This is a genomic window from Photobacterium ganghwense (assembly GCF_017329545.1).
Taxonomy (GTDB): domain Bacteria; phylum Pseudomonadota; class Gammaproteobacteria; order Enterobacterales; family Vibrionaceae; genus Photobacterium; species Photobacterium ganghwense.
In genome coordinates this window covers 1,775,677-1,789,604 of the sequence record NZ_CP071326.1, presented here as the reverse complement: position 1 = coordinate 1,789,604, position 13,928 = coordinate 1,775,677, and the positions used below count along the sequence as shown (strand labels likewise).

General features: G+C 49.5%; 11 protein-coding genes and 1 pseudogene. 5 read left to right on the top strand and 7 right to left on the bottom strand.

Annotated features, from left to right (window positions below):
• Positions 1-41 precede the first annotated feature (41 nt).
• A pseudogene (locus FH974_RS26290) lies at positions 42-1,763 on the bottom strand (AMP-binding protein); the annotation flags it as partial.
• A 114-nt stretch (positions 1,764-1,877) separates the two neighbouring features.
• On the bottom strand, positions 1,878-2,531 hold the full coding sequence (locus FH974_RS24155; protein ID WP_047885122.1) for a thermostable hemolysin: 654 nt from the start codon (positions 2,529-2,531) through the stop codon (positions 1,878-1,880).
• Positions 2,532-3,502: 971 nt separating this feature from the next.
• Between FH974_RS24155 and FH974_RS24150 the strand changes: the two genes are divergently transcribed.
• Complete coding sequence (locus tag FH974_RS24150) at positions 3,503-3,982, top strand: YehS family protein (RefSeq protein WP_047885123.1); 480 nt, start codon at positions 3,503-3,505, stop codon at positions 3,980-3,982.
• 734 nt (positions 3,983-4,716) lie between these two features.
• Positions 4,717-5,373 carry a QnrS family quinolone resistance pentapeptide repeat protein gene (locus FH974_RS24145; protein ID WP_207103887.1) on the top strand — a complete coding sequence of 219 codons (657 nt, stop codon included), beginning with the start codon at positions 4,717-4,719 and terminating at the stop codon, positions 5,371-5,373.
• 294 nt (positions 5,374-5,667) lie between these two features.
• Here FH974_RS24145 and FH974_RS24140 read toward each other — a convergent pair whose 3' ends face one another.
• The 3 genes from FH974_RS24140 to FH974_RS24130 all read right to left on the bottom strand — a co-directional run bounded on the left by FH974_RS24140 (position 5,668) and on the right by FH974_RS24130 (position 8,113).
• The gene (locus tag FH974_RS24140; protein WP_047885125.1) at positions 5,668-5,907 is read right to left on the bottom strand and encodes a hypothetical protein; all 240 of its coding nucleotides are present in this window, start codon (positions 5,905-5,907) and stop codon (positions 5,668-5,670) included.
• A gap of 373 nt (positions 5,908-6,280) precedes the next feature.
• Complete coding sequence (gene tyrS, locus FH974_RS24135; protein ID WP_047885126.1) at positions 6,281-7,495, bottom strand: tyrosine--tRNA ligase; 1,215 nt, start codon at positions 7,493-7,495, stop codon at positions 6,281-6,283.
• Positions 7,496-7,675: 180 nt separating this feature from the next.
• A complete protein-coding gene (locus FH974_RS24130; RefSeq protein ID WP_047885127.1) occupies positions 7,676-8,113 on the bottom strand; it encodes a PACE efflux transporter in 438 nt (145 codons plus the stop codon).
• Between the two features lie 187 nt (positions 8,114-8,300).
• Between FH974_RS24130 and FH974_RS24125 the strand changes: the two genes are divergently transcribed.
• Positions 8,301-9,194 carry a LysR family transcriptional regulator gene (locus FH974_RS24125; RefSeq protein WP_047885128.1) on the top strand — a complete coding sequence of 298 codons (894 nt, stop codon included), beginning with the start codon at positions 8,301-8,303 and terminating at the stop codon, positions 9,192-9,194.
• Positions 9,195-9,395: 201 nt separating this feature from the next.
• Positions 9,396-9,878, top strand: coding sequence for a DM13 domain-containing protein (locus FH974_RS24120; RefSeq protein ID WP_047885129.1), 483 nt, complete (start codon positions 9,396-9,398; stop codon positions 9,876-9,878).
• A 322-nt stretch (positions 9,879-10,200) separates the two neighbouring features.
• Here the strand turns inward: FH974_RS24120 and aptA are convergent, their stop codons facing one another.
• Together aptA and FH974_RS24110 are read right to left on the bottom strand one after the other, a co-directional pair.
• A complete protein-coding gene (aptA, locus tag FH974_RS24115; protein WP_047885130.1) occupies positions 10,201-11,520 on the bottom strand; it encodes an omega-aminotransferase AptA in 1,320 nt (439 codons plus the stop codon).
• Positions 11,521-11,776: 256 nt separating this feature from the next.
• Positions 11,777-12,670: a LysR family transcriptional regulator gene (locus tag FH974_RS24110; protein WP_047885179.1), complete on the bottom strand. Its 894-nt coding sequence runs from the start codon at positions 12,668-12,670 to the stop codon at positions 11,777-11,779.
• Positions 12,671-12,916: 246 nt separating this feature from the next.
• Here FH974_RS24110 and glaH point away from each other — a divergent pair, with 246 nt between their 5' ends.
• Complete coding sequence (gene glaH / locus FH974_RS24105) at positions 12,917-13,876, top strand: glutarate dioxygenase GlaH (RefSeq protein ID WP_047885131.1); 960 nt, start codon at positions 12,917-12,919, stop codon at positions 13,874-13,876.
• The last annotated feature ends 52 nt before the right edge of the window (positions 13,877-13,928 follow it).

Below are 13,928 nucleotides of genomic sequence, written 5' to 3'. Positions count from 1 at the left end.
TGTGTCAGGTTGACCTGCTCGGTGGCTAATTCGGCCAGAACATGCTGAAAACGGTCATGGAAAGCCTGGCGTTTCGGACGGCCATTGGCGGTAAATAAGTCTGGGGACTGGCGGAAATCGTCGGTCAGAATCACAGCCCCCAGACGGGCATAATCAGGTAGCTGGCTGTTAAGTGCTTCGATGGCGGTGATAACGGCTTGTGCCTGAATCTGACGCGCATCTTCATCCTGCGATGTCGTGTTGTGCTGCAGATCGGTTGTATGAAGCCTCTGAACGGCGGGTAAGCCGACGATGGCGATCAGGCGCTCCATGCCATCACCGGCAACCAACATTTGTTGCAACGCCGGATAAGGCTGAGCTTCTGATTCGACCCATTCCGGAGAAATGTTGCGGCCGAAGCTGGTGATCAGCACATTTTTCCGGCGGCCGGTGATATGCAGAAAGCCGTCATCGTCTAAATAACCCAGATCACCGGTATGAATGGTGTCGGGATGATGTGAAGACGGATCGGTACCTGCATAGCCAAGCATCCCGGCGTGGTGTACTACTACTTCGCCGTCGTCGCTGATGCTGACCCGGCAATGAGGCAACGGCATACCGCTGCACCCTGGTCGGTTATACCTAGGCGTATTCAGGCTGACCACGGAACCGCATTCTGACAGACCGTATCCCTCGAAAGCCGGAATACCCAAATGGTGTGCCTGCATCAGCAATTTCTCTGAAACCCGTGCGCCTCCGACGGCGACGAACTTCAGCGGTTTGGCAACCGAGGGTGAGGCCGCGGCCAGATGGCACAGGGCACCCAATAAGGCTGGTGTGATCACCAGACTCTGCGGCTGCAACTCGAACAGGGCGGCTGCAAACTGACGGATATCAAACTGGCTTGAGCCGTTCAGGCCAAGCTGGCTGCCGTGCAGAATCGTGGTCGGAATCCCCATCATCAGCGGGACATACAAACCGGTGATATTTTCCAGCAGAGTGGTCAGCGGCAGCAGCACCATGTGGTGTTGCGGCAGGGCTGCGGTATCCCCGTTTGCGGCCAGTACCAGTTGTGAAGCCAGCGTATGGCTGGTTTTATCCAGATGCGCCTGACTTAGGCAAACCCCTTTGGGGTGCCCGGTCGAGCCGGAGGTAAACGTGATTTTTGCTGTACCCTCAGGCAGTGCCACATTGTCCTGGCTTTTGTCAGGGCTTGAGTTGCCAGTATTGGGCTGAGCAACGTAGCGGCGCACCGTTAATCCCGCGATGGCTGGGTATTCCGCCGTTTTGGCTGCCTCGGCGTTCACTTCTCTGTCTATGTCATTGCTGGATTTTGCACTGGTTACTTTTTCAGTGGTTACTTTTTCATTGCGTACGTGTTTGCCTGCGGCTCCGCTAAGGGTATTCAGCAGGTCAGACGGCCAGTGTCCCCACAGGGTGTCAATGTCGGCTTCCTGTAGCAGGTGATCAACCTGGCTCGGACTGAAAAACAGCGGTACCGGCACAAGAACCAGTCCGGCAGCCATTGCCGCCAGATCCGCGATAGCCCACTCCAGGCCGTTTTCGGCACGAAGCGCGAGCCGCCTGCCACCAAAGGCAAGCAAGGCATCGCGAGCGGTATTGACCGCCTGGGACAGTTGTTGGTAGGTCAGGCTGACCCTTTCACCGGGTGGCTGAGCGTTCACATTGCCTACGATCGCCGGTGAATGAGGAGCCAGTCTGACCTGATTCTCAATGGCAGCCAGAACGGTGGCTGGTAGTGTTGCTGGCTGAATATTGTGCATCCGATTCCCCTTTAGTACAGATAGCCGGAGGGTGGCTTCCCTGCCTGTGGTGATGAATTTGTTGTTAATTGCCGTGCATTTATTGCGTTGTAGCTGTCGGCATCTGTATCAGGTTCACATTTGCGCCTGTTGGGGTGGCTCGGCATGGCCGGAAGACATGTCACCTGAACTCGCCTGTGCCAACGACTGAAGTCGCATGAAACGCTTGGCGAGTTGCTGGTAACCGGCCAGCAGTTGGCCGCCGCACACCCGAGGCTGATGCTGGTAGTAGCTTCCCCAGATTTTTTCAGCGTTCGGCACGTGGTCGGCACTGGCGAGGCTGAGCTGAATCGGGGTGAGTCCCAGTCGGTGCATCATGGCATGTAGCGGGTCGGTCGCCGTGAAAATGCACCACTGATACCCCTGTTCCAGCAGGTACTGGCTTAACAAAAAGAAATGCTGTGGGGCAGAGCCCTGAGAAAAAGAAGCCAGCTGGCCGATCTCAATCAGAGAATGGCGGCCAACAGGCAGTTGGAAAACATCAGACATGAGTTCGTCTGCAGGCTTCGTCAGGTATTGTTCCAGAAACAATGGTTCTTCACTGGCAACCCGAAAGCCACAGGCTGACAGCAGCTCATCGTGTTCGCCATATACTGCAAGCAACACCGGCATAAATTCTGACAGCTGGGCATGAAACGCTTTCTCGTAACGTTGCGCAATGTGTTCTTCTACTTTTGAGCGCTCCGGATGTTGACGGTCAATCACGCGAAGCTGAAGTGTCTTGCTCATGGCTTTTCCCCTGAAAGCGGTGTTACTGCTAACTTAGAGAGAAAAACTTAAGAAAGCCTTAAGAAAGAAAATCTGCCAAAGAAAAAAGTAAAATTCTCATAAACCGGATTATTTATTGATTACGGACACTTGGCTCATCACCGACAACGCTGGCAGTGTTGGGCTGTAAAATAAAAAGAGAAATCAGTGATTAAGAAACATGATTTATTTTCTTATTTATCAGTGTTTTGTTTGTTTATGTTGCGACTGGATACGACAGAAAGATGTCCCGAAAACTTGCCGTATCGGGTTTTAAACTCGTTGTCAGCTTGTGTTCAGCGAATGATTGCCAGTACTGACAAATTGGTGCGATTAATGTCGGAAATCTTTGTCTTTTCTATGCACATGACAGGATATGAAGTGTTCTTATAAAGAGTATTTGTCTAAAATTTTGTTTTAAATATTTAAAAATCTCTAAAGTGTAATGCGTATTCAACCAAATATTCTTCACGTTGTGGGGCTTTTACCGTGTAATTTTTACTCTGGTCGTAGGGGCTGAAGAAATCTTAAGAAAAGAATTTTATTAAGTGATGGGAGTTGTGATTGATGGAGTTCTTGATAGAACTCTGGTTTAGCTGCGGGCTTTTTTAAGATGAGGAGAGGGGAACGTAAGAAGACATAAATGAAGTTTATAATTGATAATGTTTAACTCATTTATGCCCCATTCCTTGCCAGTAACCTTCTACCTCACAAATAACAGTGAGGTGGTTTGACCTACTTCTTCTAATCAGCATAGTGTCTATGAAAGTGGGGTCTTACCAACTTAGCCAACTAGTTCGAATAGGCCGTCTTATTTCTATTTTTTAACCTACCGAAGAAACGTGTTCTCTGTTAGAGTCACCGTCAACTACGCTATTGAATAAAGACACCCACAGATCGCATGTCATTGATGGATTTTTATTCACCCTTAGAACTCATTTTAGGAATCCCTAGTGACTAACAACGAAATTTTACGTCGTATCCAACACGCGTTAAACCTTAAAAACGCGCAGATAATGAAAGCTTTCTGGCAGGCCGAAGTCACTGTGGCTCACGATAAAGTGGCAAACTGGTTAAAAGATGAAAGCGACAAATCTTGCGTTAAGATGAAGGATCAAGAGTTAGCGGTATTCTTAAATGGCTTTATTAACCTCAAGAGAGGAAAAAAAGACGGCGAGCAACCTAAGCCAGAAGTCACGTTGACCAACAACATGATTCTCATGAAGCTGCGCATTGCGCTAGACATGAAAGCAGAAGATGTGTTGGACGTATTAGAAGTGGTTGGTATTAGTTTAAGTAAATACGAAATTGGTGCGTATTTCCGCAAGCCAAACAACAAAAACTACAAACAGTGTGAAGACCAACTGCTGTGCGACTTCTTAAATGGTGTGCAGTTTACCAATCGTCCCGATTCTGAAGAGTTTACTGGGTAATTTTTATCTCGAATCGAACGTGGTAATTGATTAAAAAAGCGAGAACCATTTTATTTGGCTACTCGCTTTTATCATGCTAAAGACCGATATTAGAGCTTCACAATCACGTCTACTCTTTGTCTTTCTTCAGTAGATACCTATCAAACCACGCTGAAATCTGGTCGGCTTTTAGAATCAAGACACACACCGCCCCCTATGACCCTACCAAGATAAACCCAAGCTAAAACCTTAAGCCAGTTAGGGGCCACTATTCTGGTCAAGATGTTCCAAACATCTTGTAGTGATTAACTAAAACTGGCCACGTATATAGAGTTTTTCCATACTTTTGGTCATGCGTGCAGAGTCACGACTGACGCCATTGGTAACACGAATTTGCCCCAAAGCTATTTAGAACTAAAGATCAGTTGCAATATGTAAACCAATCTTTGCCATACCTTTCTTAACCTGAACTTGGGGCTGTCGAGTTTCTAGATGAAGATTCACAAAAGATAAAAAAGAAACTGCGGCCAACGCCACCTAATAAAGCACAGCTCGCCTACCCCAATGTAAAGCTAATAACTTTTTTCAACAGCGCCGCGTATTAAGGCCATAGCGATAGGCGCGCTACGTACCAATTTGACCCCTTAAAACAGGCAAATTGAGGGGTTTTAATATATTGATTTTATAGGATTTTATTTTAATGTCTTCGCATAAGCATAATGGTAGTCTTGCTTTCAGTTCAGCAAGGAGCCCTCATGGAAACCTACAATCATACATATCGGTACCACAACTTTTCACATAAAGACTTAAGTGCTCTCACGTTCACTGCTTGCACTTTCATTCGCTGCGACTTTCGACGTGCTAACTTGCGCGATACGACATTCGTTAACTGCAAGTTCATTGAACAGGGTGATATCGAAGGCTGCCACTTTGATGTCGCAGATCTTCGCGATGCAAGTTTCCAACAATGCCAACTTGCGATGGCAAACTTCAGTAACGCCAATTGCTACGGTATTGAGTTACGTGAGTGTGATTTAAAAGGTGCCAACTTTTCCCGAGCAAACTTTGCCAATCAAGTGAGTAATCGTATGTACTTTTGCTCAGCCTTTATTACTGGATCTAACCTTTCCTATGCCAATATGGAGAGGGTTTGTTTAGAAAAATGTGAGTTGTTTGAAAATCGCTGGATAGGAACTCACCTAACGGGTGCATCACTGAAAGAGTCAGACTTAAGTCGAGGTGTTTTTTCCGAAGATGTCTGGGGGCAATTTAGCCTACAGGGTGCCAATTTATGCCACGCCGAACTCGACGGTTTAGATCCCCGCAAAGTCGATACATCAGGTATCAAAATTGCGGCTTGGCAGCAAGAACAGCTTCTCGAAGCGCTGGGTATTGTTGTTTTTCCTGACTAGATGCTTATGAATACCTGCTGAAGGCAGCATACTAGATAGACTATATACGGCATCAATACATTTTCTAATCTAAATCACCCGAGCTAGAGCAATGCCTCTAGCTCACTTTTGTCCAGAGACGTGCCAGCCGAGTCATCGCTAGCACGTTTATACCCCATTATGTATTTCGAACAGGTGCAATATACATATAAGAGTTCGACTGTACTCAAATTTTAGTAATGATACGAAGTGTCTACTGATTAAATGGCTATTCAATTGGAAATCGCCAAACATCGTTCGTAACAGCAAAGCCCGTCAGTAGAGCAACCAGTTAGTGGCATAAATCACTAGAATCACTAGGGTGACTAGAAAGACTAGTATCATTGCCATCTTTTTCATGTAGCTTGACCTATCAAATACAACGCCTTGTTCTTCCCTCACCCTTGCCTCTTCATCAAAATGCCACTTAATAGCTAAGTAGCCTCCAATACCTAATACAATAAGCTTTAAAGCTCCAGCAAAATACGGAAAGACGTCAGCCCAACTGCCGCTCATTATCTATCTCCACCAAATTAAATAGCGAATTTACGGTAGCATAGCCAAAGGTTCATGTTTATTCTTTTTTATCGTTAAACATGGACATTTTCATTGTTTGTGTAGATCGCCTGAAGGGCTTTCCGGTTGGCATTCAAAAATGCGTAATCCAGCTCTGCATCGTCCATAGGGAGAAAAGCGCAGTCAAATATGTACCTGAAGGTATCTCCTTCTAGCTGAACTTCTACTGATGGTTTAGTTATTGGTGGTTTGCTAAATTAGCAAAAACACTGGCACATTTCTGTCCAGTAATGAACTTATGGCTTTTACACAAACCCAACAGGCGTGCCTTTCACGCGCCTGTTGGGTTGTTTGATGAGACAGAGTCGACCAATCAGCTTAAGGCGATTTTGGCTACACGGCGTTTTCCAACCTGATAAATGGCGCTGCCCGTGGCCGGGATAAACTGCGGATCGTCGAGGCGTTCGCCATCAATTTTTACTGCACCCTGACGGATCAGGCGAAGTGCTTCTGACGTTGAGCTGACCAATCCGGCGTCTTTCAGCACGTTAGGAATGGCGGCACCTTGCGGCAGGGGTAGAACGTCGAGATCGTCCGGCAGTACCTGATGTTTAAAGCGCTGTTCAAAAGCCTGTTCGGCGGCTTCGGCGTCAGCATCGCTGTGGAAACGGGCAACAATTTCTTTTGCCAGCAGCACTTTAACGGTTTTCGGGTTGCGGCCTTCGGCAATTTCGGCTTTCAGCTGTTCAATGTCTTCCATTGGGCGGAATGAGAGCAATTCGAAGTAATTCCACATCAAATCGTCAGAAATCGACATGATTTTGCCGAACATTTCATCCGGTGATTCTGTCACCCCGATGTAGTTATGGGCTGATTTCGACATCTTTTTATCGCCGTCCAGACCGACCAACAGCGGCATGGTAATGACTACCTGTGGTGCCATACCTTGCTGTTTCTGAAGTTCACGTCCCATCAGCAGGTTGAACGTCTGGTCGGTGCCGCCCAGTTCAATGTCAGCTTTCAGTTCTACTGAATCGTGCGCTTGCAGCAGCGGGTAAATAAATTCATGAATGCCGATGGAGCGGTTTGCGGCAAAGCGCTGTTTGAAATCTTCACGTTCCATCATTCGGGCGACAGTCTGGCTGGCAGCCAGCTTCAGCATGCCTTCCGCGCCCAGCTTCGATAGCCATTGTGAGTTGAACACAATCTGGGTTTTGGCCGGGTCGAGAATTTTGAAGACCTGTTGCTGGTAGGTTTCGGCATTCGCCATCACCTGTTCGGTCGTCAGGGGCGGGCGGGTTGTGTTTTTACCTGATGGGTCGCCGATCCGGCCGGTGAAATCGCCAATCAGGAAAATCACCTGATGGCCGAGATCCTGAAACTGGCGGAGCTTATTCAGGATCACGGTGTGGCCCAGGTGAATATCCGGCGCCGTCGGATCTGCCCCGAGCTTCACAATTAACGGGCGGTTCAGCTGGAGTTTTTCTTTTAGTGCCACTTCTGGGGTAATGCTATCGACGCCCCGCTTAAGCAGGGCAAAGGCTTCGTCGACTGACAGGTGTGTAGATAGCTGGTGATTAGCAGGCATGATCTTTCCTCATCAATGTTTCAGGCCGGATGGCACAAGTCTGTTATGCGTTGGTATGGGATTTGGGTTTTGTCATTCAGTCTGCGGGAAGCTGTTTTTTGAAAAAGCCTGTTTCAGACTGCTAGTTTTAGCTGCTTGTTGTACTGACTGTTTGTATTAGGCTGCGCGTTACGGCGTAAGCTAGTAAGCCGTAACAGGCTGATAGTGACCCTTGCGGATCAGATAGGCGCGGGAGTGGTCGTAGCAATAGTTAAAAATCAGGGCGTATAAGGTAATAAACAGAGTGACCCCAATATCCAGAATGAAAGCCTGCCACAGGCTGACCTGAAGGATCCAGGCCATCACCGGAACGGTGAACAGCAGCAGGCCACCTTCGAACGCCGCGACATGGCCAATGCGCAGCAGCCAGCCGCGGTTTTCCCGTTTTCCGGGCACAAGTCGGTCGAAAGCAGCATTAAATGCCATGTTCCACACCATGGCGATAAAGGCGACTGCTATCATTGATCCTGATAGTGATGAAACCGAGTGCTCGGTCAGCAGCATCAAACCTATCACTGAAAATATAATCGCCAGCAGTTCAAACAAAGCCGCATGGAATAACCGTTCTCGCAGTGTCATTGTGTTCTCAAAAATGAATGTTAATTGTCTGACATCATAACAATCCCAATTCACAGGAAAAGTTAGCAGTCATCACGATGTGTGATACCTTAAATGTGCGAATTGATGCGTGAACTGATGTTCGAATTGAAGCGTGAATCGAGGTGTAAATTGATGTGCGACATGCGCCGTGGCCGCAGGAGGATAGGTGTACAGTTTTGAACAGCTGAAAATGTTTTCGGCAGTGTGCGAGTGCGGATCGTTCTCGGCAGCAGCCCGTAAGTTAAAGCGGGCGCAGTCTGGGGTCAGTCAGGCCGTGGCTAATCTGGAAATTGCTCTGAATCAGACGTTGTTTGATCGCAGCGGCAATGTGCCGGTGCTGACCGAGGCCGGAAAAGCCCTGCTGCCCATTGCCCGTTCAGTACTGTTACAGCAGCAGCGGCTGGATCAGAAAGTGCTGGCGCTGGAGGCAGCAGAGGAGCACGCGCTGACCATTGCGGTGGAAGAAAGTCTGATGGCTCCCTCTTTATTTCACTATCTGGATGTTATTAATGCGCAGTACCCGATGACCACGATTGAGATTACGACGGCATCAACATTTGATATCTATGATCTAGTGAAGGGGGGCGATGCCCATATCGGGGTGGTCTATGCAGACGGCAGCATGCAGGAGAACGTGGATTTTGTCACGTTAGGCTATGAGCGGTTTATCACCTTAGCTGCGCCTTCACATCCGTTGGCGGGCATGGCCCAGATTAATGATGCCGATCTGCGCAATTATCGCCAGTTGGCCCAGCGGTCTTCAGCCGGTAAGGAACTGTGGTTCAGCTACGCAATCAGCCCTCAGGTCTGGTATGCCAATACCCATCAGCTGCTGTTAGATATGGCGACGCAGGGGCTGGGCTGGGCGATTGTGCCGGAATCTCTGTCGCAGCCGTTTCTGACCAAGGGCGATCTTACCCTGTTGCAGGTGGAGTATGAACCGAACGGCTGGATGACGACGGTTGACCTGCTGCAGACCCGCAGCCATACCGGTGGTCCGGTTCGGCAGGCTGTGGTTGAGCAGATCACAAAATGGTTCAGCCGCCGGATGACGCAGTAAATCTTTTCACCCAGCAAGAGTGTTTAAGAAATCGAGCGTGATTATGAAATAAATGGCTGTCTCGAATTGGGTCTTTGTATCAGGGCGGATATGACGGGGAAATGCTGAAAGAGCTATTATAAATGAGTGATCCGAAGGGGTTGCTGTAAAGGGGCTTCCGAGCAGGGGTTACCGCATACGAGCTACCGTGAAGGAGCGTTCATGAAGGCCATGAAATGGATACCTAACATTGTCAGCCACAGTCTGATGCTGGCTATCGGCTTTATGCTGGGTATTTACTTGTTACCGGTGATGACGGCACCGCCACCGCCGCCGCAGAAGGCCGTGCAGCAGGTGGTGCTCAATGCGCGTTATCTGACCCTGTTCGTGCGGGACAGGGAGGACAGTGATTTTCTGCACTGGGGCGAAGGTGCCGTGGCGGTTGCTCCGGATGCAATCAGTTTTATCGGCGATATGGCACCGGGGCCGGACTATCGGGTATATCTGTCTCCTCAATTTGTTGAGACAGAAGCGGCGTTTAACACGCTCAAACCTCAGATGGTAGATATCGGATCGGTGAAAAACTTTAAAAGTTTTGTGGTTTATGTGCCGCCGTCGGTAGATATTGAACAGTACAATACGGTGATTATCTGGTGCGAGGCATTCAGTCAGTTTATTACCTCTGCCAAATACCGCTCTCATTAAGTGGCCTCAGCAGGCAGTGATTTGCTTCGCGGGTTGGGCTTGCCTGTTGCTTGGTACCTTTCCCTCTTTATTTGTCTATTTTCTATTTTCTATTTTCTATTTTCTATTTTCTATTTGTTTTCTTTTAATCTCTCTTTTTTGCTGCCTGGTTATTTTCTCTCTGGCTCTTTGTCCCTCAGCGATCAGCATAGTGGTGTATCTGGTGTGGATGCTGTTTAGATGGTGTTTACACGGCTTGGATTAGCGCCAGAAAATGCAGACAAAAAAACGCCAGGATGCCGAAAGGTTACATCCTGGCGAATCGGGGGGTGAATCGTTTTACTTATTTGGCTGGAATATCTTTAGCGACCGCTGCCAGCGTGTCGATAATCTGATCAACGTGTGATTTCTCAATGATCAGTGGTGGTGACAAGGCGATGGTGTTACCCATGCTGCGTACCAGCAGGCCCTTGTCGTAGCAGCGTTTCAGAATATCAAAACCGATTGGCTTGCCATCTGCCGGAGCGGCAAACTGCACCGCACCGATCAGGCCGTAGTTACGGATATCCACGATAGATTGAATGCCTTTCAGAGAATGCAGGCCGTCTGCAAAGTACTGACCGATTTCACCGCGGCCACGCTCCAGCAGACCTTCACGCTGGTAGATGTCCATGGTTGCCAGACCGGCAGCACAGGCAACAGGGTGGCCTGAGTAGGTGTAACCGTGGTAGAACTCGACGCTGCCTTCTGCGGCGCTGTTCACCACTGTCTCGTAAATCTCATCTTTGGCAAATACCGCTCCCAGAGGCACCACGCCACTGGTGATACCTTTTGCAGAGGTGATCAGATCAGGGGTAACCTCGAATTCCTGAGCAGCAAACGGTGAACCCAGACGGCCCCAGCCGGTGATCACTTCATCGAAAATCAGCACCACGTCATGACGGTCACAGATTTCACGCAGGCGTTTCAGGTAGCCTTTCGGTGGCAGAATGACACCGCCGGCACCGGAAATAGGCTCAACGATCACGGCAGCAACGCTCTCGGCACCGTGGAACTGAATCAGTTGTTCCAGTTGCTCTGCTTTTTCTACGCCGTGCTCTGGCAGCCCTTTGCTGAAGGCATTGCGTTCAACATCCAGGGTGTGGCTCAGGTGATCGGCTGGCAGCAGCGGACCAAAACCGGTACGGTTTGGTGTCAGACCACCCACAGACAGGCCACCGAAGTTCACACCGTGGTAAGCCAGTTCGCGGCCAATCAGTTTGAATTTCGTGGTGTTGCCCTTGGCTCTCTGATAAGCCAGCGCAATTTTCAGCGCACTTTCTACCGCTTCAGAACCTGAGTTGGTGAAGAATACTTTGTTCAGGCCGGTTGGCGTGAACTCAACCAGACGCTCAGCAAATTCAAAGCCGATGTCGTGACCGAAGTTAAACGGTGAACTGTAGTCCAGCTCGGCGACCTGGCGAGCCATGGCTTCACCGATTTCCTGACGGGCGTGACCAGCGTTCACACACCACAGACCCGCCGTGGCATCCAGCAGCTGAGTCCCGTTATCTGAATAGCAATACATGCCTTCGGCACGATTAATAATGCGCGGGTTGGCTTTGAAATCGCGGTTTGCCGTAAATGGCATCCAGAAGGCGTCATAGCTCACTTTCTTTTTCATGTCCTGGCTCTGTGTTGTTGGTTGTTGCGTAAAGGTTATCGAGGTGTGTGAAAAAGGAAAATGACGGCGATTAAATATAAAGTTTTAATTCCTTCAAACAAACCAATGTGCCACAGGCCAGCCGGGTTTACCGTTTTGCGCTCAATCGAGCCTCTGCTCGATTGACGCGAAGTTTGCCACCCAGGTATCACTATGATTGCAATGGGGTTTTTAACGATTTTTGCAACGAGAATTGCCACGAGGTGTGCAACGAGGATTACGACGGGATTGGCAATTCGGCCTGCAACTCGGCTTGCAAAAACTTCACTAACGCCTGCGCCGCGCTCGACAGGTAGTGGCTGGATTTCCACCCCAGTCCGAGATGCAGCGGGATCGGCGGGTCAAACGGTACCGTCACCAGATCCGGTTCATCACGCACGATAATGGGCAGGCAGGTACTGATCCCGATGTTTTTGCGCACCAGTGACTTGAGCAGTTCAATCAGGTTGGTTTCAAACCGTAGATCCGGCGTGATTTTGTGTTGCTGGCAGTAGCGGCTGACGGATTCCCGCAGAAAATACCCGTTACGAAACAGTACCAGCGGCTGGCGGCAGAACGCTTCCAGTGTGACTTTACCTTCGCTGGCAAACGGGTGCTCCCGGCGTACACAGGCAACAATCTGCTCTTTGGCCAGCGTGACATGGCGGATCTGATCATGGCTGCGGTCTGAACGGATCAGCGCCAGATCGAGCTGGCCGTCGAGCAGCATCTTCTCCAGCGTCGCAGTACCGGCTTCGTGGATGTTGATCTGAATCCCTGGATAGGTCTGCTTAAACAGCGCCAGCGCATCGGGCAGGTAGTAAGACCCCAGCATGGCCGGCACACCAAACGTAATCACGCCGCTTTCCAGCCCTTTTCGTTCCTGGAGCTCCTTTTCGGCTTGTTCGACGTTTTCAAGGATCTGGCGGGTATGACGCAGTAACACCTGGCCGTCGCTGGTCAGGCTCATTTGCCGATCGCTGCGGTTAATCAGCTTCAGGCCGAGCTGCTGTTCCAGTTTCTGAATGCTGATGCTGAGTGCCGATTGTGCAATGCCAAGCTGATCCGCTGCGCGGGTGAAGTTGGCGGTCTCGGCCAGCACGTTGAAGTAGTGCAGTCGCTTGAGATCAATCATCACGAAATCCTTTTTTCGGGTGAAATGTTGGGAGGTCAGGCTTCCGCTTGCCAGATTTTTTCCTTTACTGACAATGTATTAAGCAAGGTATCTGGCTTGCTATCTAAAATATATATGGAAACTATCTCTACCATATATTGTTAATATCGTCACGACCTTGTTAATGTTTTGTTGCCTGCCAGGAGGCGGCGACACACTGTGAATGGAACCGGCAAACAGCCACGTATTACAAGGATTACAGCTATGACCATTGCTTCTGCAAACTATCTTAAGACTCAGGAATTTTCGGGATTCACTGTGGCCCCGCATTCGGTAAATGCCCGCCTTCAGGTCGTCACTCTTGCCAAACACACGCTGGATCGTTTTGTTGATCTGACCGCGAACTGGAGCGTACAGTCGATCGAATACAAGCCATTCCTGCGTTTTGCGGTTGCGGATGCGCTGGATAAAAGCTGTGACTACCAGCTGGGCAAAATGCTGAACCAGATCATGCTGGATCGCACCACGGGGGCATTCCTGCTGGAAGGTGACGAGCAGGCTCAGGCACAATTTGAAGATACCGACGAGCAGCGTGATTTCTTCGTAAAACTGTCAACAGCCATCTCTCACCTGATCGGTCTGCCGAACTTTGATGCCATGTACGGCAAGTTCTACGCTCGTTTCACCGTGCGTAACGAAGACAACAGCGACAGCTACCTGCGTCAGGCGCACCGCCGTATGGAACTGCACAACGACGGTACGTACGTCAATGAGCGCACCGACTTTGTCCTGATGATGAAGATGGACGAGAAAAATATGGAAATGGGTGACTCGCTGCTGCTGCATGTGGATGAATGGCAGGATCTGGAGCGTTTCTACCACCACCCGATGGCGAAACAAAACATTGTTTGGAGCGCGCCGCCAAGTAAGAACATTGGCTACTCCATCGAACACCCGGTTTTCTTTGAAGAAGACAGCGAAGGTAAGCCGCACATGCTGTTTATCGATCAGTTTGCTCAGCCACAAAACATGCAACAGGGCCTGTACCTTTACGAAATGGGCGAGTCACTGGAAAACGACACCAACTGCTTCAATGTACGTGTTCAGGTGGGTGCGATGCTGGTGGTTCATAACCACCGCTGGCTACATGGCCGTGACAAATTTGTTTCTAACCCTGGCCTTACTCGTGAACTGCTGCGTCAGCGCGGTCATTTTACCCGCTAACAGCCCGTTATCCGCGAACAGTCCGCTAACCGCGAGTTATGCTGTTAACGGT

Bases quoted from the DNA above. Each gene is read 5' to 3' on its own strand.
- FH974_RS24155 (WP_047885122.1), bottom strand. From the start codon at position 2,531: ATGAGCAAGACACTTCAGCTTCGCGTGATTGACCGTCAACATCCGGAG.
- FH974_RS24145 (WP_207103887.1), top strand. From the start codon at position 4,717: ATGGAAACCTACAATCATACATATCGGTACCACAACTTTTCACATAAA.
- FH974_RS24140 (WP_047885125.1), bottom strand. From the start codon at position 5,907: ATGAGCGGCAGTTGGGCTGACGTCTTTCCGTATTTTGCTGGAGCTTTA.
- tyrS (WP_047885126.1), bottom strand. From the start codon at position 7,495: ATGCCTGCTAATCACCAGCTATCTACACACCTGTCAGTCGACGAAGCC.
- FH974_RS24130 (WP_047885127.1), bottom strand. From the start codon at position 8,113: ATGACACTGCGAGAACGGTTATTCCATGCGGCTTTGTTTGAACTGCTG.
- FH974_RS24120 (WP_047885129.1), top strand. From the start codon at position 9,396: ATGAAGGCCATGAAATGGATACCTAACATTGTCAGCCACAGTCTGATG.
- aptA (WP_047885130.1), bottom strand. From the start codon at position 11,520: ATGAAAAAGAAAGTGAGCTATGACGCCTTCTGGATGCCATTTACGGCA.
- glaH (WP_047885131.1), top strand. From the start codon at position 12,917: ATGACCATTGCTTCTGCAAACTATCTTAAGACTCAGGAATTTTCGGGA.